We start from the raw sequence: 21,203 nt of genomic DNA, 5'->3' as shown, positions 1-21,203 counted from the left end.
TCAGATCCCGAGCTGCTCGAGCCAGGCGATCGCCGCGACGCCCTGGGCGCTCTGCACGTCCCGCAGCCCGGGCACGCCCGGGGACGCGGGCTGCAGGGCCGAGGAGATCAGGTAGCCCGCGACGCCGGCGACGACGGCGCGCAGGTCGGCCGGGTGCACGGTCCCGCCGAGCGGGTGCGCCGCGAACATCCGCGCGAGCTCGACGCCGGTGGCCTTGCGCTCCTCGGGCGACGACGCCGCGTCGACGGGGTCGAGCTCGGTGGCGATGCCCTGCATGCCGATCGTGGGCAGGAACAGCGCGAGATCGAGCCACGGCGCCCCGCGCGACGCGTAGGGCCAGTCGAGCAGGTACATGTCGCCGTGGGCCAGGAGCATCGTGTCGGCGCGCAGGTCCCCGTGCACCAGCGCCTCGCCCTCGCTCGCCACGAGGACGCCCTTCTCGATCTCCGCGAGCTGGTGCAGGCGCCCGGTCGCCCACGGCGCGATGCGGGCCAGGCCCTCGCCGAACGCGTCCGGCTCGGCGTCCAGCGCGGCCCACCCCGAGCACATCGACGCGAGGTCGGGCCCCGTCGGGCGCAGCTGCAGGTCGCGGGCGCCCGGGACGCGGGAGAGGTCGTCGATCGCCGCGAGGGCGCGGGCGAGCGCGTAGCGGCCCCAGGGGGTCGTCGGGTGGTCGCCCGCGACGACCTCGTAGGCGAGCACGATCCACTCGTCGTCGGCGTAGGTCCACAGGAACTCGGGGGCGGGCACGGCCTCGGGCAGGCGGACGGCGGTCTCGGCCTCGGCGCGGTGCAGGTCGGCGGCGAACGGCTCCTCGACGACGGACGCCGCCTTGAGGAACATCCGGCGCCCCGAGGCGAGCGTCACCGTGCTCGCGATGCCGCCGCTGAACCCCGGGCGGGCGAGCTGCTCGGCGACCACGGGCGACCCGTTGATCGCGTCGATCTCCGCGCGGACGTCACGGGGCACCGAGGCCCACGGCCGGCGCCCGATCGCGGGCGGGTTGACGATCCGGGCGCTGCCGAGCCGCGCGCCGTCGATCTTCGCGCGAACCTCCGCGCGGGGGATCTGGCTCGTGATGGGGACGTCGTCCGGATGATGCATGGAGGGGCCGCTCGGGATCGGGTCGGGGTCGGGTGCCCTGGACAACCTATGCCGCGGCGGGCGGGAGGCGGGTGACCCGTGGCTCGTGTCGCCCCCGGCCGGTTCGTAGACTGGTCTGCTGTGACCCCCCAGACGGACGGACCGGACGCGTCCGTGTACCTCGACCACGCCGCCACGACGCCGGTGTCGCCGGCCGCGGTCGCGGCGATGGTCGACGAGCTCTCGACGGTGGGCAACGCCTCCTCCCTGCACTCGGCGGGCCGGTGCGCGCGCCGCGCGGTGGAGGAGTCGCGCGAGGCGGTCGGCGCGGCGCTCGGCGCGCGCCCGAGCGAGGTGCTCTTCACCGCGGGCGGCACGGAGGCCGACAACCTCGCGGTCAAGGGCATCTTCTGGGCGCGCAAGTCGGCCGACCCGAGGCGCCGGCGGATCCTCGTCTCCGCGGTCGAGCACCACGCGGTCCTCGACCCGGCGTTCTGGATGGCGGAGCACACCGGTGCCGAGATCGTCCTGCTGCCGGTCGACGACGTCGGCCGGCTGGACGTCGGCGCGCTGCACGCCGAGCTGGCCGAGCACGCGGACGAGGTCGCCCTGATCTCGGTGATGTGGGCGAACAACGAGGTGGGCACCGTGCAGCCGGTCGACGAGGTGGTGCGCGCCGCCCGTCCCCACGGCATCCCGGTGCACAGCGACGCGGTGCAGGCCGTCGCGCACCTCGAGGTGGACTTCGCGGCCTCCGGGCTGGACGCGATGACCGTCAGCGCGCACAAGCTCGGCGGCCCGGTGGGCGTCGGCGCGCTCGTCGCCGCCCGGGGCCTGGACCTCACGCCCGTGCTGCACGGCGGCGGGCAGGAGCGCGGCGTGCGCTCGGGCACGGTCGACACCCCGGCCGTGCGGGCCTTCGCCGTGGCGCTGACCGAGGCGGTCGCGCGGCGCGCGGGCGAGGCGGAGCGGCTGGCCGCCCTGCGCGACGAGCTCGTGGCGGGCGTGCGCCGGCTGGTGCCGGACGCCGTCCTGCGCGGGCCGGAGCCGGGACCTGCGGGCACGCCCGGCCGGCTCCCCGCCAACGCCCACTTCACCTTCCCCGGCTGCGAGGGGGACTCGCTGCTCTACCTGCTCGACTCGGCGGGCGTGCAGGTCTCGACGGGCTCGGCGTGCCAGGCCGGCGTGCCGCAGCCCTCGCACGTGCTGATCGCCATGGGGGTCCCCGAGGACGCGGCGCGCGGCGCCCTGCGCTTCTCCCTCGGGGCGACCTCGACGCCCGACGACGTGGCGCGGCTCCTCGAGGTCCTGCCCGGCGTGGTCGAGCGCGCCGCGGCTGCCGGGCTCGCGTCCGCGCCGGCCCGGGTCGGGGGGATCTGATGCGCGTCCTGGCGGCGATGTCGGGCGGGGTGGACTCGGCGGTCGCCGCGGCGCTCGCGGTCGAGGCGGGGCACGACGTCGTCGGCGTGCACATGGCGCTCTCGCGCGAGCGCGACCAGATGCGCTCGGGCTCGCGCGGCTGCTGCTCGATCGAGGACGCGGGCGACGCGCGGCGCGCGGCCGACGTCGTCGGCATCCCCTACTACGTGTGGGACCTCTCCGCGCGCTTCGAGGAGACCGTCGTCGCGGACTTCCTGCGCGAGTACGAGGCGGGCCGCACGCCCAACCCGTGCGTGCGGTGCAACGAGCACATCAAGTTCGAGGCGCTCCTCGACAAGGCGACGGCGCTCGGCTTCGACGCCGTCGCGACGGGCCACTACGCGCGCGTCGTGCGGGGCGCGGTCACCGAGCTGCACCGCGCGGCGGACGCCGCGAAGGACCAGTCCTACGTGCTCGCGGTGATGGGTCCCGAGCGCCTCGAGCGCGCGCTCTTCCCGCTCGGCGGGTTCGCGAGCAAGGACGAGGTGCGGGCCGAGGCCGCGCGGCGCGGGCTGTCGGTCTCCGCGAAGCCGGACTCCTACGACATCTGCTTCGTCCGCGACGGCAACACCCAGGGCTTCCTGCGAGACCGGCTCGGGTCTCGGCCGGGGGAGATCGTGGACTCCTCCGGCGCGGTGCTGGGCGAGCACGACGGCGCCTACGGGTACACGGTCGGCCAGCGCAAGGGGCTGGGCATCGACGCGCCCGCGGCGGACGGGCGCCCGCGCTACGTGCTGGAGGTCGACGCCGCGGCGAACCGCGTCGTCGTCGGCGCCGCCGAGCTGCTGAGCGTGGACCGGATCACCGGGGAGAAGAGCGTCTGGCTGGCCGACGACGTCCTGGCTGGCGCCGGTGCCGACGGCTGGGTCGAGGGGGAGGTCCAGGTGCGGGCGCACGGCGCGCCGGTCCCGGCCCGCGTCCGGACGACGGGCGACGCCGGCGCGGAGGTCGAGCTGCTCGGCGCGCCGCTGCGCGGCGTCGCGGCGGGGCAGTCGCTCGTCGTCTACCGCGGCACCCGCGTGCTCGGCCAGGCGACCGTCGCGAGCGCGCACCGTGCCCGGCCCGCGAGCGTCGGGACGCGCGCGTGACGGCGGTCTCCGGGCACGGACCGCGGCCCGGCACCGATCCGCTGGAGGCCCAGCAGGTCGTGCTCGGCGACCTCACGGAGCTGCCCACGGGCGTCGCCGCGCTGCCGTACCTCGTCCAGCTGCCCGCGCGGGGCGTCGAGGCCGACGCGCTGGGGCGCGCCGTCGCGATGCTCGTCGAGATGCCGGTCGAGCTCGGGCCGCACGGCTGGCGGACGGCCGACCGCACGGGCACGGACGAGCGCCGCGCCCGCGCGCTGCTGGCGGACGACCTCGGGGCGCTGTCGATCGCCGCGTACGGGTACCGGGGGCCCTTCACGGTGTCCGTCACCGGCCCGTGGTCGCTGGCCGCAGAGCTCTACCTCGCGCGCGGCGACCGCCTGCTCGCCGACACCGGCGCGCGCGGCGAGCTGGCCGAGTCGCTCGCCGCCGGTCTCACGGACCACCTCGCCGACGTGCGCCGCCAGGTCCCGGGGGGCGAGCTCGTGGTCCAGCTCGACGAGCCGCTGCTCGCCCAGGTCGGGGCGGGCGTGCTGCCGACCTTCTCCGGTTTCTCGCGGATCCGTGCGGTCCACGGGCCGGAGGTCGTCGAGGGCCTGCGCACCGTCGTCGACGCCCTGCACGACGCCGGGGCGCGGGTCGTGATGCAGGTCGGCGCCTCGCGCAGCGGGATCGGCCCCGCGGTGCTCGCCGGGGCCGACGCCGTCGGGCTCGACCTCGCTCCCGGGACCTGGGACGAGCGGCTGTGGACGGACGTCGCGAAGGCGAGCGAGCGCGGCGTCGGGCTCTGGGCCGGCCTGCCGCCGGCGCGGGTCTCGCAGTGCGCCGGCCCGGACGTCGTCGCGCTGGCGGACGCCGTCTCGGTGCCGTGGCGGCGGGTCGGGCTCCCGGCCGCCGGGCTGGGCGACGTCGTCCTGCTCGAGTCGGGACGCTCGATCGCCGACGGGTCCCTCGACGCGGCCCGGGCCGTGGTGGGGAACCTGGGCCGCGCCGCGGCGGTGCTCGCCGAGCGCGCCGACGGCTGAGCGGACGCCGGACGCTGCCGGGCTAGGCGGGCGCGAACCGCTCGGCCAGCACCCGCTTGAGCACCTTGCCGCTCGGGCCGAGCGGCATCGCGTCGACGACGTGCACCACGCGCGGGTACTTGTAGGCGGCGATCTTCTCGCGTGCGAAGGCGGCGAGGTCCTCGGGCGCGACGGACGCGTCGTCGCCCAGCACGACGGCGGCGTGCACCTCCTGGCCGTGGCGCTCGTCGGGAACACCGAACACCGCGGCGATCGCCACGTCCGGGTGCCGGGCGAGCACCGCCTCGACCTCCAGCGGGTACACGTTGTAGCCGTTGCGGACGATCATGTCCTTCTTGCGGTCGACGATGGTGAGGATGCCGTCGGCATCCACCGTCCCGAGGTCGCCGCTGCGCAGCCACCCGTCCACCACGGCCTCGCGCGACGCGTCCTCGCGGCCCAGGTAGCCCTTGAAGAGATTGTGGCCGCGCACCACGACCTCGCCGACGGCGCCGGGCTCCTCGAGCAGCTCGACCCGGCCCTCGACGGCCGGGTCGGCGACCGCGACGTCGACCCCCCACAACGGGCGGCCCACGGTGCCGGGGCGGATCGGCTCGAAGACCGTGTTCACCGACACGTTGGGCCCCGCCTCGGTGAGGCCGTACCCCTCGTGCACCGACGCGCCGAACGTCTCGGAGAACGCCTCGAGCACGGCGACGGGCAGGGCCGCGCCGCCGGAGATCGCGAACCGCAGGGGCGGGCGGGCGTCCGTGCCGCGCGCCGCCTCGATCATCCCCACGTACATCGTCGGCACCGCGGTGAACACGGTGGCCCGGTGCTCGACGAGCAGGTCCAGGGCGGCCCTCGGCTCGAACCGCGGCAGCAGGACGATCGCCGCGCCGCGGCGGAACCCGAGGTTCATCACCGCGCTCTGGCCGAACCCGTGGAACAGGGGCAGCCCGCCGAAGATCACGTCGTCGGGCAGGATCTCGATCGAGTCGAGCAGCGCGGCGTGCACCTGCTCCACGACCGTCAGGTGCGAGGCGACGGCGCCCTTGGGCGTGCCCGTCGTCCCGGAGGTGTACAGGATCGTGGCGGCATCCGTCGGCCGCACCGCCTCGGCCCGGGGGAGCGGGGCGGCCGACGACGCCTCGTCCTCCAGGCGCGGCAGGTCCGGCCCGCCGTCGGCCGCCGCGGGCGCCAGGACGGTCACGACCGGCACGCCCGCGCCGCGGGCCGCGGGGAGCGCCTCGCCGAGGACCGGGCCGGCGGCCACCATGAGGTCGATGCCGCAGTCGCGCAGCACGTGCTCGATCTCGTCCGCCTTGAACAGCAGGTGGACGGGGACCACGACGGCGCCGAGCGCGAGGACGGCGTAGTACACGCGGGGGAAGTCGGGGACGTTGGGGACCAGGACGGCGACGCGGTCGCCGCGCCCGACGCCCCGGGCGCGCAGGGCACCGGCATACGCCAGCGCCTGCGCCCACAGGTCGGCGTAGGTGATGGTCTCGTCGCCGTAGAGGATCGCGGTGCGGGCGGGGTGGCGCGCCGCGGTCCCGGACAGGATGGTCGCGGCGGACAGCGTGCCGAAGCCGTCCCCGTCGATCGCGGGGTCGGGTGCGTGCCGGGTCATGAACGCCTCATCTCTGCCTTGCCGAGCGCCGAGAGGTGCACCTCGTCCGGCCCGTCGGCCAGGCGCAGGGCCCGCGCGCCGGCGAACATCTCCGCGATCGGCTGGTCGCTCGCCAGCCCGGCGGCACCGAACACCTGGATGGACCGGTCGAGGATGGTCTGCACCGCGCGGGGCACGGCGATCTTGATCGCCTGGATCTCGGTCATCGCCTGCTTGTTGCCGACGGTGTCCATGAGCCACGCGGTCTTGAGAACCAACAGGCGCAGCGCCTCGAGCTGGATGCGGGACTCGGCGACCCACTCGCGCACCACGCCCTGCTCGGCGATCGGCCGGTGGAACGCCACGCGCCCGCGGGCCCGCTCGCGGACCAGCGCCAGGGCGCGCTCGGCCATGCCGATCGCGCGCATGCAGTGGTGGATGCGACCGGGGCCGAGGCGCGCCTGGGCGATCGCGAACCCGTCACCCTCGCCGCCGACGAGGTTCGCGGCGGGCACCCGGACGTCGTCGAACGCGATCTCCGCGTGCCCGCCGTGGTCCCGGTCGTCGTAGCCGAACGTCGTCAGGTGCCGCACGATCCGCACGCCGGGCGTGTCCCGGGGCACGAGGACCATCGACTGCTGGCGGTGGCGCGCCGCGTCGGGGTCGGTCTTGCCCATGACGACGAAGACGGCCGCGTCCGGGTTCATCGCTCCGGTGGACCACCACTTGCGCCCGGTGATGACGTAGTGGTCGCCGTCGGGGCGCACGCGGGTGGCGATGTTCGTGGCGTCCGACGACGCGACGTCGGGCTCGGTCATGCAGAACGAGGACCGGATGGTCCCGGTGAGCAGGGGCTCGAGCCACCGCTCCTTCTGCTCGGGGGTGCCGAACTGCGCGAGCAGGTCCATGTTGCCCGTGTCGGGGGCCGAGCAGTTGAACGCAACGGGGCCCAGCCGCGGGCTCCAGCCCGTCACCTCCGCGACCGGCGCGTACTGGAGGTTGGTCAGGCCGGCGCCGCCGGGGGTGTCGCCGGTGAGGAACAGGTTCCACAGGCCCCGGGCCCGCGCGGCGGCCTGCAGCTCGCCGACGACCGGTCGGTAGCCCCACTGGTCCGGCGTCGCGGCGAGCTGGGCGTCGAGCACCCGCTCGGCGGGCAGCACGCGCTCGTCGCGGAACGCGGTCGCGGCGGCGACGAGCTCGGCGGTGCGCGCGTCGTGGGAGAAGTCCATGGCGGGTCCTTCGGGTCAGGGGGCGAGGGCGCCGAGGCGGGCGAGGCCGTCGTCGGACAGGGGAGCGACGAAGGCACCGACCTGGTCGAACCCGGCGCCGAGCGTCTCGCCCTGCAGGTAACGGTGGTGGATTCCCTCCGCGATCACGGCGAGCTTGTAGGAGGCGAAGGCCCGGTACCAGCGCAGGTCCGGGACGTCGGTGCCGGCGCGCGCGGCGTACGCCGCCACGACCTCGTCGAACGTCGCGTACCCGGCGTCGGGGTCGACCGCGCTGGGCACGAGGGCGGTGACGCCGGGCAGCTGGGAGATCTCCCAGTACAGGCCCAGCATGCCGAGGTCGACGAGCGGGTCGCCGAGCGTCGCCATCTCCCAGTCGAGCACCGCGGCGACCCGAGGCTCGTCGCCTGAGCCGGCGACCAGCACGTTGTCCAGGCGGTAGTCGCCGTGCACGACCGTCGGCCTCGCCGCACCGGCACCGGGGCCGGGCAGCCGCGCGACGAGACCGGCCTGCAGCCGGTCGAGGCCGGGCAGGTCGCGGGTGCGGGAGGCGTCCTGCTGGCGCTTCCACGTCGTCAGCTGGCGCGCCAGGTAGCCGTCCGGCCGCCCGAAGTCCCCGAGCCGGACGGCGGCCGGGTCGATCGCGTGCAGGTCCGCCAGCGTGGCGGCCAGCTCGAGCCCCAGGGCGCGCCGCCCCGACGGGGAGAGCCCCGCGTCGTCGCCCGGCGCCGCGAGCACCCGTCCCTCGACGAGGTGCATGACGTAGAACGGGGTCCCGGTGATCGTCCCGCCGGTGTCGTCGACGAGGTCGAGCACCGGCGGCACCGGGACGGCGGTGCCCGCGAGCGCGGACAGCACCCGGTGCTCGCGGCCCATGTCGTGCGCCGTCGCCAGGACGTGCCCGAGCGGGGGGCGGCGCAGCACCAGGGGGACCCGGCCGCCGTCGACCCGGTAGGTGAGGTTGCTGCGCCCGCCCGCCAGGAGGCGCGCCGTCAGCGGGCCGTCCGCGAGCTCCGGGCAGGCGCCCGCGAGCCAGGCGGCCAGGGCGGTCTCGTCGAGGCCGCGGACGTCGCTCACCGCTGCCCGTCCTCCATCAGCTCGGCCCGCACCGCCGCGCGGATGCGCTCCGGCACGGGCACCGGGCGGCGGGTGACGGCGTCCACGAAGACGTGCACGAACGTGCCCGTCGCGACCTGGTCGGTGCCGTCCTCGCGCAGGATCCCGAGCGACCAGGTGATGCTCGTGGTGCCCAGGCGCTCGACGCCGACGCCGACGCTCAGCTCGTCGGGGAACGACGCCGAGGCGTGGAACGTGCACCCGGACGTCACGCAGAACGCGAACGTGCCGCCCTGCGGGTCCAGGCCGTGCCGGCCCATCCAGACGTTGACCGCCGTGTCCATCGCCTCGTAGAACACCGCGTTGTTCATGTGCCCGTACTGGTCGTTGTCGTTCCAGCGGGTCGGGAACGGGTGGTGGTACCGGTAGCTCATGCCGCGTCCTGCGGGACGAGCAGCGCGATGGTCCGCGCCACGAGCGCGGGCCGCTCGGTGCCGTCGATCTCGACCGTCACGGTCACCCCGGCCCGCACGCCGCGCGCGGTGTCGTCGACGGACGTCAGCTCGGACGTCGCCCGGACCCGCGACCCGGCGACGACGGGCTGGAGGAAGCGCACCTCGTCGAGCCCGTAGTTGACGATCATCGCCGTCCCGCCGACGTCGAGCAGACCGCGCGTGAGGCGGGGCAGCAGGGACAGCGTCAGGTAGCCGTGCGCGATCGTCGCGCCGAACGGCCCGGCCGCGGCCCGCTCGGCGTCGAGGTGGATCCACTGGTGGTCCTCGGTGGCGTCGGCGAACGCGGCGATGCGGGCCTGGTCGATCCTGAACCAGTCACCGGTCGCCCGCTGCCCGACGACGTCGGCGAGCCCCGCGGGGGTGGCGGCGGTGATGCTCGTGCTCATGCCTTCGGGCCTCCCGCCACGTAGAGCACCTGGCCGGAGACGAACGACGCCGCCTCGGAGCAGAAGAACGACGCCGCGGCGGCGACGTCCTCGGGCTGCCCCACGCGCCCGACCGGGATCTCCTTCGCCGCGCCCTCGAGGAACTCCTCGAAGGTCAGGTGCATGCGCTCGGCCGTCTCGCGCAGCATGTCCGTCGCGATGAACCCAGGCGCGATCGCGTTGGCCGTCACGCCGAACCGGCCCAGCTCGATCGCCAGGGTCTTGGTGAACCCCTGCATGCCGGCCTTCGCCGCCGAGTAGTTCGCCTGCCCGCGGTTGCCGAGCGCCGAGGTGCTCGAGAGGTTGACGATCCGCCCCCACCCGGCCTCGACCTGGTGCTTCTGCACGGCACGCGTCATGAGGAACGCGCCGCGCAGGTGCACGCCCAGGACGGCGTCCCAGTCACCCTCGGTCATCTTGAAGATGAGGTTGTCGCGCAGGATCCCGGCGTTGTTCACGAGGATCGTCGGGGCGCCCAGGCGCTCGACGACGGTCGCGACCGCGGCGTCCACCGCGGACGCGTCCGCGACGTCGGCGCCGACCGCGAGCGCGCGCCCGCCGTCCGCCTCGATCGCGGCGACGGTCTCGGCGCAGTGCGCGGCGTCGAGGTCGAGCACGGCGACGGCGTGGCCGTCGGCGGCGAGGCGGCGCGCGGTCGCGGCGCCGATGCCGCGGGCGGCGCCGCTGACGATCGCTGTTCGACCCGTGCGGGCCGGGCTGCCGGCGGGGGCGGGGGAGTCGGTCATGCGGGGTTCCCTTCGGGATGGACGATCTGACGGAGGTGGTCGCCGGCGGCGAGCCGGTCCATGGCGAGGTCGATGCGGTCGAGCCCGACGTGGCCGGAGACGAGCCGTTCGAGCGGCAGGCGGCCCGCCCGCCACAGCTCGACGTACCGGGGCACGTCGCGCTCCGGCACGGCCGAGCCGAGGTAGCTGCCGACGACGGTGCGCGCCTCGGCGGTGAGGGTCACGGGGGCGATGGTCGCACGGGCATCCGGCGCCGGCAGCCCGACCGTGACGGTCGTGCCGCCGGGCGCGGTGAGCGCGTAGGCCGTCTCGAACGCGCGGGCAGAGCCGGCGGCCTCGACCAGCACCGGCGCGCGGACGCCGACCGCGAGCGCCTCGTCGGGGGTGTGCGCCGCGACCGCGCCGAGCTCGCGCGCGGCCGCCAGCTTGGCCGGCACCGGGTCGACGCCCACGACCTCGTGGCCCAGCGCCAGCGCGACGAGCAGCGCCGCCATGCCGACGCCCCCGAGCCCGACGACGGCCACGGTCTCCCCGGGCCGCGGCCGGGCGGCGTTGACGACCGCGCCCCCGCCGGTGAGCACCGCGCAGCCGAGCAGCGCGGCGACGTCGGGCGGGACGTCGTCGGGTACGGGGACCACGGAGGTGCGGCTGACGACGGCGTGCGTCGCGAAGGCGCTGACCCCGAGGTGGTGCGCCACCGGTTCCGTGCGGCCGCCCGCCGCCGGGCGGTGCAACCGCGTGCCCCCGCCGACCAGCGTCCCGGCGGCGTTCGCGGCGCTGCCGACGGTGCACGGGAGGCGGCCGTCGGTCGCGCAGGCCGCGCACCGCCCGCAGCGCGGCAGGAAGGTCAGGACCACGCGCGTGCCCGCCCGGACGTCCGTGACGCCCGGGCCGGCGCGCTCGACGGTCCCCGCCGCCTCGTGCCCGAGGAGCATCGGCAGGGGCCGCCGCCTGCTGCCGTCGACGACGGACAGGTCGGAGTGGCACACCCCCGCCGCCTCGATGCGGACCAGCAGCTCGCCCTCGCCCGGGTCGTCGAGCTCGAGCCCGGCGACCGTGAACGGGCGCGAGGCGGCGAAGGGCGGCTCGGCGTCCGAGGTCTCGAGGACCGCTCCGGTGATGCGCACGCCCGCCTCCGACCGCCAGCACGTCGGCCGAGGGGATCGACGGGTCGATGAGGATCTTCGCGTGCGCCTCCGGGTCGGCGAGCGTGTCGAACGCGCCTGCGACCCCCGCCAGCCCGACCCGCCCGGTCACCAGCGGCGATGCGTCGAGCTTCCCGTCCGCCAGCGCGTGCAGCGTGTCGCGGAACTCCAGGGGCGTGTAGCCGACGACGAACCGCAGGTCGAGCTCCTTGTTCACCGCGAGGGACGGACGGATCCGGTCCGCGCCCATGCAGACGCCGACGACGACGACGCGGGTGTGCAACGGGGCGTGCTCGAGCACGTCGTCGATCATCCCCGGCACCCCGACGCACTCGAAGACGACGGGGCGCTTCGCCGCGGTCGCGCCAACGGCGTCCAGCCCGCGCCAGACGGTCGCCCACGGCACGGGCAGCTTCGCGAACCCGTCCATGGCGTCGAAGCCGGCATTGACCTCGTCGGGCATGCCCTGGACGTACCCGTGCCCGCCCGCGGCGAGGGACTCCCACGGCGAGTCGACGGCGGGGTCGAGGACGACGTCGGCCCCGCACCGCCCGGCGAGGGCGCGGCGGCCCGCGGAGTAGTCGGTCGCGACGATCGTGCCGACGCCCCGGGCCTTGAGGACGGCGATCACGGCGAGCCCGACCGGCCCGCAGCCGAGGACCAGCGCGACGTCCTTCTTCTTCACCTCCCCGCGCGCGACGGCGTGCCACGCGACCGCCATCGGCTCGGTGACGGCGGCGGTGTCCGCGGCGAGCCCGTTCGGCACGGGCAGGGTGAACGACTCCTGCACGACGACCTGCTCGGCATAGCCGCCGGGCGCGTCCGCCGACAGGCCGATCCCGTCGACCTTCCGCCCGCGCCGGACCATCGGGACGGCGACGACGGGGGTGCCCACCGCGATCGATCCGGTGCCCCACGGGCCGACGTCCGCGACGGTGCCGTAGATCTCGTGGCCCATGACGACGGACTGCTCGGAGCGCATGTAGCGGTCGTAGCCGCAGTGCTCGAGCACCTCGGCGAGCTCGTCCGCGTGCCGGCGGGCGTGCAGGTCCGAGCCGCAGATGCCGCAGCGGTGCACGTCCAGCAGCAGCTGCCCGGGGCCGGGCACCGGGTCCGGGAGCTCGACGAGCTCGAGCTCGCCCTTCGTGACGGTGACCGCCCTCATGCGTCCGCTCCTGTCGTGAGCCGGTAGGCCTCGGGGCGCCACCTCTTGGCGTCCCGCCGGAACCTGAACGTCCAGTCCGGGTAGATCGAGGCGTTGCGGCCGTTGGCGTCCTGGTAGAAGGTCGTGCAGCCGCCCAGCTCCCAGACGGTGGTGGCCATCTTCTTGTCGATCGTCGCGTTGTAGTCGTCGTGCACCCGCTGGTCCACCTCGATCGCCGACGCGCCGGAGGTGTCGAGGGCACGGATCGCGTTCTTCACGTGCTCCACCTGCGACTCGATCATGAAGACCATCGAGCTGTGCCCGAGGCCGGTATTCGGGCCGAGGAACATGAAGAAGTTCGGGAACCCGGGCACCGACGTGCCGAGGTAGGCGCGCGGCGAGCCCTTCCAGCGCTCCATCATGAGCTCGCCGGAGCGGCCCCGGACGCGGTCCGCGAAGGGGATGTCCGCGACGTGGAACCCGGTCGCGAAGATGATCGTGTCGACCTCGCGCTCCACCCCGTCGGACCCGACGACCGAGCGCTCGCGGATCTCGCTGAGCGCCTCGGGCACGAGCGTGACGTTCGGCTTCTGCAGCGCCGGGTACCACTCGTTCGACGGGACGATGCGCTTGCACCCGAGCGTGAAGTCGGGCGTCAGTGCCTCGCGCAGCGTCGGGTCGGCGACCTGGCTCTCCATGTGCTTCGTGGAGAGTCTCGAGAGCACCTTCATGATCTTCGGCTGCTTCGCGAAGCCGGCAACCAGCAGCTCCTTGCTCACGTACACCTTGGCCCGGTCGATCTTCTGGGCGCGCGGGTTGGTGCGGTAGCGCTCGCGCTCTTCGGGCGTCGTCGGGCGCTTGTCGTGCGGCATGATCCACGGCGCGCTGCGCTGGAAGACGAGGAGCTCGCCGACCTGGTCGACGATGCGCGGCACGTACTGGATCGCGGACGCGCCCGTCCCGATCGAGGCGACCCGCTCGCCCGTCAGGTCGTGGCTCGCGTCCCAGCGCGCCGAGTGCATGATCGTGCCCCGGAACCGTTCGATCCCCGGCACGTCCGGCAGCTTCGGCTCAGTGAGGGGCCCGACGGCGCTGACCAGCACCTGGGCGGTCCACGGACCCTCGCTGGTGGTCAGCCGCCACAGCTGCGCGGCCTCGTCCCACGCCGCGGCGGTGACGTCGACCCCGGTGCGCAGGTGCGGGCGCAGCCCGAAGCGGTCGAGGCAGCCGGCGAGGTAGCGCTGGATCTCGGGCTGCGTCGAGTAGGTCGAGGTCCAGTCCGGGTTCGGCGCGAAGGACAGCGAGTACAGGTTCGACGGGACGTCGCACGTGCACCCGGGGTAGGTGTTCGCCTTCCAGACCCCGCCGACGTCGTCGGCCCGCTCGAGGAGCGTGAAGTCGGTGAAGCGCGACCCGAGCAGCGCGTGCCCCAGCGCGATGCCGGAGAAGCCGGCGCCGATGATCACGACCTTGCTGTGCCGGACGGTCTCGTCCGGGCCCGTCCCCTCCGTCATGCGGACACCTCCTCGGCGAGCATGCGGGCCCGGTCGGCGTCGGCGAAGCGGGCGACGAGGAACGTGCCGAGTGCCGCGACGGCGAAACCGATCGGGACCACGATCATCATGGCGGCCTGCAGGCCCTGCGCCGCGGCCACGTCGGAGGCGAGGTCCGTGGCGCGGGACGCGTTGATGGAGTCGGAGACCGCGCCGGTGACCAGGGGGCCGCCGGCGCCGCCGAGCAGCAGGGCGATGGCGTAGACGACGCCGATCGCGGTCGAGCGGGACCGGGGCGCGACGACGTCGGTGACCGCCGGGACGTACGCGGCGAGGTAGATGATGCCGAACAGGTAGCCGAGGCCGAGGAACAGCACGAGCTGCCAGAGCGAGTCCTGCCCGGCGGCGAGCCCGATCACGGAGAAGACCGCGGCGGCGACCAGGAAGACCGCGGCGGTGAGCACGCGGCGCGAGGCGGAGCGCCGGGCGGCGCGGTCCAGGACGCGCCCGCCGAGCAGCAGGCCGATCAGGCCGGTGACGCCGATGACCACGCCGCTGGTCAGCGCGGCCGGGACGAGGTCGAGCCCGTAGTAGCGCTGGAGCACCGGCGTCAGGAACGTGCCGACGGCGTAGGCGGCGAAGTTGTACCCGGCAAAGCCGATGATCAGCCCGTACATCGACTTGATGCGCAGCACCGTCGCCAGGGCGCGGCGGTGCGCGGCCGGTGATGGCGGGATGGGTGCGGGCCCGACGGCGTCTGCGTCGCCCGTCAGGTCCGGGCCGACGGTGGCGGCGGCGGAGCCGATCGGGAGCGACGCGCCGGCGCCGGGGGCGGCGAGGCGCTCGGCCTCCGCCCGCGCGGCCTCGTCGCGGTCGGCCTGGCCGCGCGCGGGCTCCTTGATGAGCAGGATGAGGATCGCGACGACCAGACCCGGGACGGCGGCGACCAGGAACGGCGCGCGCCAGGAGTCGAAGGCCTCGGCGATGCCGCCGACCGTGAGGAACGAGAGCAGGAGGCCGACGGGGAACCCCATGTTGAAGATCGCGTTGGCGCGCGAGCGGCGGTCGGAGGGGTACAGGTCCGAGATGAGCGAGCCGGTCGCGGGCCCGTAGCTGGCTTCGCCGACGCCGACGCCCACGCGTGTCCAGAAGAACGCGCCGAAGCCGAGCCCCTTGACGCCGCCGAGCGCGGTGAACGCGCTCCACACCAGCAGGCCGATCCCGGCGACCCACTTGCGGGCGTACCGGTCGGCGAGCATGCCCAGCGGGATGCCCGCGATCGCGCCGACGACGACGAACGCCGAGGCGAGCAGGCCCACCTGCGCGTCGTCCAGGGCGTACTCGGCCTTGATCTGCTCGAGCACGATCGACGGCAGCTGGCGGTCGTAGAAGTTGAGCAGGTTGCCCACGAACAGGAGGGTGAGGATCCAGCCTGCGCGGGTGTGCCGCGAGACCTGGACGTCCGGCTCCGCGCTGGTGCGTGCCATGGGGTGGCATCCCTTCGTCGTTGAAGAAACGTTTGGTGCCGCGGACAACGGCGCCCGCGCTGCGGACCAAGTGTGTCCGGGCCGAGGCCGCGGCACCATGGCCGTCCGACCAACGCGGGACGATGGTCCTTGTCCTCCAGAACAAGAACACGCCTATCCTCGCGTCATGGAGAACGACTCCGCCGCGGCCTGGCCCCGGCGTACCCGGCTGCCCGACCTCGCGAGCCTCGACGAGCCGCTGCGCGGCGCCGTGCTCGAGACCGCACGCAGGCTCCGGGCGGCGCGCGGCGAGTTCGGCGAGCGGTTCCTCCTCACGGCCCGACAGAACGTCCCGGAGTACGACCTCTACACCGACGACGAGATCCGCGACTCCGCACACGGGTTCGTCGACATCATGGCCGGCGAGCTCGAGTCGTACCGCGTGCCCGACGACGCGCTGCGCGAGACGCTCGTCGGCTTCGCGCACGAGCGGGTCTCGCGGGGGATGTCCATGGAGGCGCTCGCGGTCTCCTACCAGCTGGGCTCGCGCGAGATGCTCGAGCTGATGGACCGCATCGCGGCCGAGGTGGACCTGCCGCCGGGGCTCCTGCTCGCGGTGCACGACAGCACGTGGGAGTTCTCGAACGAGGCCTCGGCGATCTTCGCGCAGATCCGCCACGACCTCGCGGTCGAGGGCGCCCGGCTCGACGCCGAGCGCCGGTCCGCCTTCGCCCGTGGCGTGCTCACGGGCTCCTTCACCGCCGAGCGGATAGCGCTCGACGCGCCGCTGTTCGGCCTCGACTCCGCGGCGCGGTACGTCGCCGTCGTCGCGCGGGGCGACGGCGTCGGCGCCGAGGACGCGCGGCGGGGCGTGGCGCGGGCACTGCGCACGCCCGCCGACCGGCTGCTGTTCGCGGAGCTCGGCTCGAGCCTCGGGTGCATCGCCGCGCGCGCGCCGGTGGCGGACGAGGGCAGGCTCGTCGCGGTCGGACCGCGCCAGGGCCTGGAGGACCTGCACGCCGGGTTCGAGGAGGCCGAGACCGCGCTGGCGACGGCGGAGCGGTTCGGGACGAGCGGGGTCGTACGCCTCGCGGACCTCGGGCCGCGGCCGCTCGTGCTCGCCGCTGACCGGGTCGCGACCGGGCTCGAGGCGCGGCTCCTCGCACGCCTGGACGCGGAGGGCCGGAGCGGCCTCGACGTCGAGGAGACGACCAGGCTCTACCTCGAGCACGACCAGCGCGTCGGGCGGGTCGCCGAGCGCCTGACCGTGCACCCGAACACGGTGCGCTACCGGGTCAACCGGTTCCGCGAGCTGACCGGGCTGGACGTGCGCCGCACGGAGGACCTCGTCACGGCATGGTGGCTGCTCCACCGCAGGCGCGCCGTCGCCGGGTGAGCAACCGTCGTTGACGTGCGCTGTCAGGGGCGGGACGATGCATCCAGCCGCGGTCGCCGCGGGCGCAGCCCCCTCACCGTCGAGGAGACACCATGAGCCACCGCACCCCGCCCGCCCGGTCCGTCGTCGTGGCGAGGGCGCTCGTCGCCGCCGTCGCGGGGCTGGTCCTCGCCGCCGTCGGGCTGGTCCTTCCCGCGGGAGCGGCCCCGACCGACCCGGCGCTCGCGCCCGTGATCGACGCGAGCTTCGCGGACCCGGACGTCCTGCTGGTCGACGGCGTCTACCACGCCTATGCGACGAACGTCGGCGGGCAGAACGTCCAGCACCGCACGTCGACGGACCTGCGCACGTGGACGGTCCAGCCCGACGCGGCACCGACGCTCGGTGACTGGGTCGGGGCCTGCAGCTTCGCGCCGGGCGGCGCCACCGACCGCTGCGTCTGGGCGCCCGAGGTCACGGTGGTGGACGGCCGCTACGCCCTGTACTACACGGCCCGCGACGCGACGTCGCCGCGGCAGTGCATCGGGGTCGCGCTCTCCGACGACCCGGCGGGGCCGTTCGAGCCGGTCGGCGACCAGCCGCTGGTCTGCCCCAACGGCGAGGGCGGCACGGCCGACCTCGGGGGTGCGATCGACGCGAGCACTTACCGCGAGGGGGATCAGCTCTTCCTGCTGTGGAAGGCCGACGGGAACTGCTGCGAGGGCAAGGCCGCGATCATCTTCGCCCAGCCGCTGTCGGCGGACGGCACCACCCTGACGGGCCCGCCCACGGAGCTGCTGCGCGTCGACCGCCCGTCCGAGGGCAAGGTCGTCGAGGCGCCCACGCTGGTGCGGCACGACGGCACGTACTACCTCTTCTACTCGGCGAACGACTTCTACGGCGGCGCGTACCGGACGGCGTATGCCACGGCACCGTCGGTCACGGGCCCGTACACCAAGGCGACGACGGAGCTGATGACCAGCGACCGCTTCCAGGACGACGTCCGCGGCCCGGGCGGGCAGGACGTGGTCCCCGCGCCCGGCGGCGGGGACGCGATCGTCTTCCACGGCTGGGACCCGACGTTCACCTACCGCGCCATGTACGTCAGCGACCTCGAGTGGTCCGCGGACGGCGTGCCGTCCGTGTCCGACGCCTCCGACCGCTACGAGGCCGAGGCCGGCGCGGTGACCCACGCCCGCGTCGTCGCCGACCCGAAGGCCTCGGGCGGCTCGAAGGTGGGCGGCATGGACTTCCCCGACAGCGCGGTGTCGGTGCGGGTGCACGCGGAGGCGGCCGGCCCGGCGACCCTCGGGATCCGCTACGACAACGGCTCGACGGCCGGTGCGCAGCGCGTGAGCGCGAGCGACACGGTCACCGTGAACGGGCGGGACGCCGGCACGGTGACCTTCGCCCACACGACCTGGGGGAGCTGGCAGGACGTGGCGCACCCCGTCGAGCTCGTGGCCGGGTGGAACACGGTCACGCTCACGCGCGCCACGTACTACGCCGAGATCGACGCGGTCGACGTCTACGGGCCGGTGGACGGAGACGGCCCGGCGGCCCCGCCCGTGGTCCCGGCGGACGCGGTCCGGTACGAGCTCGAGGACGGCACGATCACCCACGCCTCGGCCGGCGCCGACCCGTCGGCGTCCGCCGGCGCGAAGGTCGGCGGCATGGACTTCGCCGACAGCTCCGTGTCGGTGCAGGTGTACGCCGCGAAGGCCGGCGCCACGACCCTCGCGCTCCGCTTCGCCAACGGCTCCGAGCGCGGCGGCTATCCGCTGGAGTCCAGCGACGCGGTGACGGTGAACGGCCGCGACGCGGGGACGGTCACGTTCCCGCACACCACCTGGGGCAATTGGCAGACCCGCGCGCACGACGTCGACCTCGCCCAGGGCTGGAATACCGTCACGCTGACGAAGGCCACCTGGTACACCGAGCTCGACGCGGTCGACGTCTACCCGAGCGCGGCGGCGCCGCCCGCCGCGCAGCTCGCGGTGGAGGCCGTCGCGCGGTGCGTCGGGACGACGCCGTACGTGGCGGTGCGGGCGACGAACACCGGCACCGAGGCGGCGGCCGTCGTGCTCTCGACGCCGTTCGGAGAAAAGGCGGTCGCGAGCGTGCGGCCCGGGGCGTCCGCGGCGCAGTCCTTCAAGGTCCGCGGCGCCCTCGTGCCCGGCGAGGTCACGGTGACCCGGACCGCCCAGGACGGGACGTCCGCGACGGTCCGCGCCACCTACTCGTCGGTGGCCTGCGCGTCCTGAGCGCGCGCCGGTCCCAGCCCGAGCCGCGCGGCGAGGAACTCGTGGGCGAGCGCCGACAGGTACGCGGCCTGCGCGTTGTCGGCCGCGCCGCCGTGCCCGCCCTCGACGTTCTCGAAGTACGTGACGTCCTTGCCCGCCGCGAGCATCGCGGCGGCCATCTTGCGGGCGTGGCCGGGGTGGACGCGGTCGTCGCGCGTCGAGGTCGTCAGGAGCACGGGCGGGTAGGCCCGCGCGGGGTCGAGCAGGTGGTAGGGCGAATAGGTGCGCAGGTGCTCCCACTGCGCGGGGTCGTCAGGGTCGCCGTACTCTGCGGCCCACGACGCGCCGGCGAGCAGCTTCGTGTAGCGGCGCATGTCGAGCAGCGGGACCGAGATCACGACGGCGCCGAACAGCTCGGGGTAGGTGACCAGCATGTTCCCGGCGAGGAGCCCGCCGTTGCTGCCACCCTGCGCGGCGAGGTGGCCGGGGGAGGTGATGCCCCGGGCGACGAGGTCGCGGGCGACCGCGGCGAAGTCCTCGTACGCGCGGTGGCGGTGCTCGCGCAGCGCGGCCTGGTGCCAGGCCGGGCCGTACTCGCCGCCGCCGCGGATGTTGGCGACCACGTGCACGCCGCCCCGCGCCAGCCACGCCCGGCCGGTCGTCCCCGAGTACGCGGGGGTCAAGGAGATCTCGAACCCGCCGTACCCGTACAGGACGGTCGGCGTCGTGGCCGGCCGGGCGGCCGTCCCGGGGACCGGGGGCTCGACGAGCTCCCGGCGTCCGACGGCGACGTACGGGACGCGGGTCCCGTCGTCGGACACCGCGAAGTGCTGCACCGCCACCATGCCGCCGGCGTCGAACCACGTCGGACCGGCCTTGAGCGGCTCGGCGCGGCCGGCGTCGACGGCACCGGGCCCCTCCGTGACGGTCAGGAGCGCGAGCGTCGTGGGCGTCAGGTAGCCGGTCGTGGTGAGCCAGACGTCGTCGCTCTCGTCCGCGTCGAGCGCCCGCACGCCGACCGTCCCCAGCTCCGGCAGCCCCGCGACGCCACGGCGTGCCCACGGCGTGCCCGGCCGGCTGTCGAGCGGGGGCGGGTCCAGCACGGCGAGACGGTCGCGCACGTCGTCGAGGACGGTGACCACGAGGTGGTGGCGCGTCCAGGTCGCCCCGGCCAGGGACGTCGTCGGCGCGGGGTCGAAGAGCACGGTCAGCCGGCGCTCGCCGGCGAGGAACGCCTCGAGGGCGACGGCGAGCAGCGAGCCGGCGCGGTACGTCGTACCGGACCCGGCGTCGGTGGCGGGCACCGTCCAGTCGTCGCGCAGCTGGACCATCAGCCAGCCCCAGCGCACCCCGGCCTCGGCCGAGACGGGGACGTCGACGTGCACGAGGCCGCCGTCGCGCGCGACGTAGAGGTCGCCGCTGTAGAAGGTGGTGCTGCGGCGCACGAGGTCGATCTCGAACCCTGGCGTGCGCGAGTGCGTGGCCATGACGTAGAGGTCGTCCTCGGTGCCCTCGAACACGGGCTCGGCCTCGTCGAGCGGCGCGCCCCGGCGCCAGCGGCGCACGGTGCGGGGGTACCCGGACGCGGTCATGGTGCCGGGGCCGAAGTCGCTCCACGCGTACACGGTGTCCTCGTCGATCCAGCCGAGGCCGCCCTTCGCCGCGGGCCGGGCGAAACCGCCCTCCTCGGGGGGCACGAACCGCAGGTCGAGGAGGTCGTACTCGCGGGTCACGTCCGCGTCCGAACCGCCGGGGGAGAGGTCGACGAGGGCGCGTCGGCAGTCCGGGCGCAGGACGCTCGCGCCGTGCCACACCCAGCTCTCGCCCTCGGCCTCGCTGAGCGCGTCGAGGTCGAGCACGGTCTCCCACACGGTGCGCTCCGCGCGGTAGGACTCGGGGGTGGTGCGGCGCCACAGGCCGCGCGGGTGCTCGGCGTCGCGCCAGACGTTGTAGTACAGCCCCCCGACGAGCGAGACGGCGGGGATCTTCTCGTCGGAGTCGAGGACGTCGCGCACCGCCTGCCGGGTGGTGGCGAACGACGTCGTCGAGGCGAGGTCCGTCTCGGCGTCGTGGTTGCGGGCACGCACCCAGGCGAGCGCGCGCTCACCCTCGACGTCCTCGAGCCACAGGTAGGGGTCGTCCGCGGAGTCCATGGCGGTCACCCTA

16 protein-coding genes and 1 pseudogene are annotated in these 21,203 nt (G+C 75.0%); 5 read left to right on the top strand and 12 right to left on the bottom strand.

What is annotated here, in order from left to right; all coding sequences use genetic code 11:
- On the bottom strand, positions 1–1,104 hold the full coding sequence (locus tag EDF32_RS01650; RefSeq protein ID WP_123306810.1) for a phosphotransferase: 1,104 nt from the start codon (positions 1,102–1,104) through the stop codon (positions 1–3).
- Positions 1,105–1,224: 120 nt separating this feature from the next.
- Between EDF32_RS01650 and EDF32_RS01645 the strand changes: the two genes are divergently transcribed.
- Genes EDF32_RS01645 through EDF32_RS01635 form a run of 3 tightly spaced genes read left to right on the top strand, consistent with a single transcriptional unit; the run spans position 1,225 to position 4,612 of the window.
- Positions 1,225–2,463 carry a cysteine desulfurase family protein gene (locus EDF32_RS01645; protein WP_123306809.1) on the top strand — a complete coding sequence of 413 codons (1,239 nt, stop codon included), beginning with the start codon at positions 1,225–1,227 and terminating at the stop codon, positions 2,461–2,463.
- The gene (mnmA, locus tag EDF32_RS01640) at positions 2,463–3,590 is read left to right on the top strand and encodes a tRNA 2-thiouridine(34) synthase MnmA (RefSeq protein WP_123306808.1); all 1,128 of its coding nucleotides are present in this window, start codon (positions 2,463–2,465) and stop codon (positions 3,588–3,590) included. Before EDF32_RS01645 ends, mnmA begins: the two co-directional genes overlap by 1 nt.
- Entirely contained in the window at positions 3,587–4,612 is a 1,026-nt protein-coding gene (locus EDF32_RS01635) for a hypothetical protein (protein ID WP_123306807.1), read from the top strand. Before mnmA ends, EDF32_RS01635 begins: the two co-directional genes overlap by 4 nt.
- Before the next feature lie 22 nt (positions 4,613–4,634).
- On the opposite strand, the gene EDF32_RS01630 is transcribed toward EDF32_RS01635, so the two are convergent.
- From EDF32_RS01630 to EDF32_RS01585, 10 genes and pseudogenes are all read right to left on the bottom strand, one after another.
- Positions 4,635–6,224 (bottom strand): long-chain fatty acid--CoA ligase, encoded by a 1,590-nt coding sequence (locus tag EDF32_RS01630; RefSeq protein WP_123306806.1) that lies wholly within the window; start codon positions 6,222–6,224, stop codon positions 4,635–4,637.
- The gene (locus tag EDF32_RS01625; protein WP_123306805.1) at positions 6,221–7,432 is read right to left on the bottom strand and encodes an acyl-CoA dehydrogenase family protein; all 1,212 of its coding nucleotides are present in this window, start codon (positions 7,430–7,432) and stop codon (positions 6,221–6,223) included. Before EDF32_RS01625 ends, EDF32_RS01630 begins: the two co-directional genes overlap by 4 nt.
- 15 nt (positions 7,433–7,447) lie before the next feature.
- Positions 7,448–8,506 (bottom strand): phosphotransferase family protein, encoded by a 1,059-nt coding sequence (locus EDF32_RS01620; RefSeq protein ID WP_123306804.1) that lies wholly within the window; start codon positions 8,504–8,506, stop codon positions 7,448–7,450.
- Positions 8,503–8,919: a thioesterase family protein gene (locus tag EDF32_RS01615; protein ID WP_123306803.1), complete on the bottom strand. Its 417-nt coding sequence runs from the start codon at positions 8,917–8,919 to the stop codon at positions 8,503–8,505. Before EDF32_RS01615 ends, EDF32_RS01620 begins: the two co-directional genes overlap by 4 nt.
- Positions 8,916–9,386: a MaoC family dehydratase gene (locus tag EDF32_RS01610; RefSeq protein WP_123306802.1), complete on the bottom strand. Its 471-nt coding sequence runs from the start codon at positions 9,384–9,386 to the stop codon at positions 8,916–8,918. Before EDF32_RS01610 ends, EDF32_RS01615 begins: the two co-directional genes overlap by 4 nt.
- Positions 9,383–10,171 carry a 3-oxoacyl-ACP reductase FabG gene (gene fabG, locus EDF32_RS01605; RefSeq protein WP_123307201.1) on the bottom strand — a complete coding sequence of 263 codons (789 nt, stop codon included), beginning with the start codon at positions 10,169–10,171 and terminating at the stop codon, positions 9,383–9,385. Before fabG ends, EDF32_RS01610 begins: the two co-directional genes overlap by 4 nt.
- Positions 10,168–11,298, bottom strand: a complete 1,131-nt coding sequence (locus EDF32_RS01600; protein WP_123306801.1) for an alcohol dehydrogenase catalytic domain-containing protein — start codon at positions 11,296–11,298, stop codon at positions 10,168–10,170. Before EDF32_RS01600 ends, fabG begins: the two co-directional genes overlap by 4 nt.
- A gap of 934 nt (positions 11,299–12,232) precedes the next feature.
- Positions 12,233–12,481 (bottom strand): annotated as a pseudogene (locus EDF32_RS15045) (alcohol dehydrogenase catalytic domain-containing protein); the annotation flags it as partial.
- Complete coding sequence (locus EDF32_RS01590) at positions 12,478–13,974, bottom strand: NAD(P)/FAD-dependent oxidoreductase (protein WP_123306800.1); 1,497 nt, start codon at positions 13,972–13,974, stop codon at positions 12,478–12,480. The pseudogene EDF32_RS15045 and the gene EDF32_RS01590, both read right to left, overlap by 4 nt.
- Positions 13,971–15,440 carry an MFS transporter gene (locus tag EDF32_RS01585; RefSeq protein WP_158614039.1) on the bottom strand — a complete coding sequence of 490 codons (1,470 nt, stop codon included), beginning with the start codon at positions 15,438–15,440 and terminating at the stop codon, positions 13,971–13,973. Before EDF32_RS01585 ends, EDF32_RS01590 begins: the two co-directional genes overlap by 4 nt.
- 166 nt (positions 15,441–15,606) lie before the next feature.
- Here EDF32_RS01585 and EDF32_RS01580 point away from each other — a divergent pair, with 166 nt between their 5' ends.
- A complete protein-coding gene (locus tag EDF32_RS01580) occupies positions 15,607–16,815 on the top strand; it encodes a CdaR family transcriptional regulator (protein WP_123306798.1) in 1,209 nt (402 codons plus the stop codon).
- A 92-nt stretch (positions 16,816–16,907) separates the two neighbouring features.
- Positions 16,908–19,058 (top strand): family 43 glycosylhydrolase, encoded by a 2,151-nt coding sequence (locus EDF32_RS01575; protein WP_123306797.1) that lies wholly within the window; start codon positions 16,908–16,910, stop codon positions 19,056–19,058.
- On the opposite strand, the gene EDF32_RS01570 is transcribed toward EDF32_RS01575, so the two are convergent.
- Positions 19,031–21,190 carry a prolyl oligopeptidase family protein gene (locus EDF32_RS01570; protein WP_123306796.1) on the bottom strand — a complete coding sequence of 720 codons (2,160 nt, stop codon included), beginning with the start codon at positions 21,188–21,190 and terminating at the stop codon, positions 19,031–19,033. The two genes, EDF32_RS01575 and EDF32_RS01570, sit on opposite strands and share 28 nt — an antisense overlap.
- Between the last annotated feature and the right edge of the window lie 13 nt (positions 21,191–21,203).

Source organism: Cellulomonas sp. PhB143, from assembly GCF_003752595.1.
Taxonomy (GTDB): domain Bacteria; phylum Actinomycetota; class Actinomycetes; order Actinomycetales; family Cellulomonadaceae; genus Paraoerskovia.
Note: the sequence above shows the minus strand (reverse complement) of the source record. Positions and strands in the feature narration are given on the sequence as shown.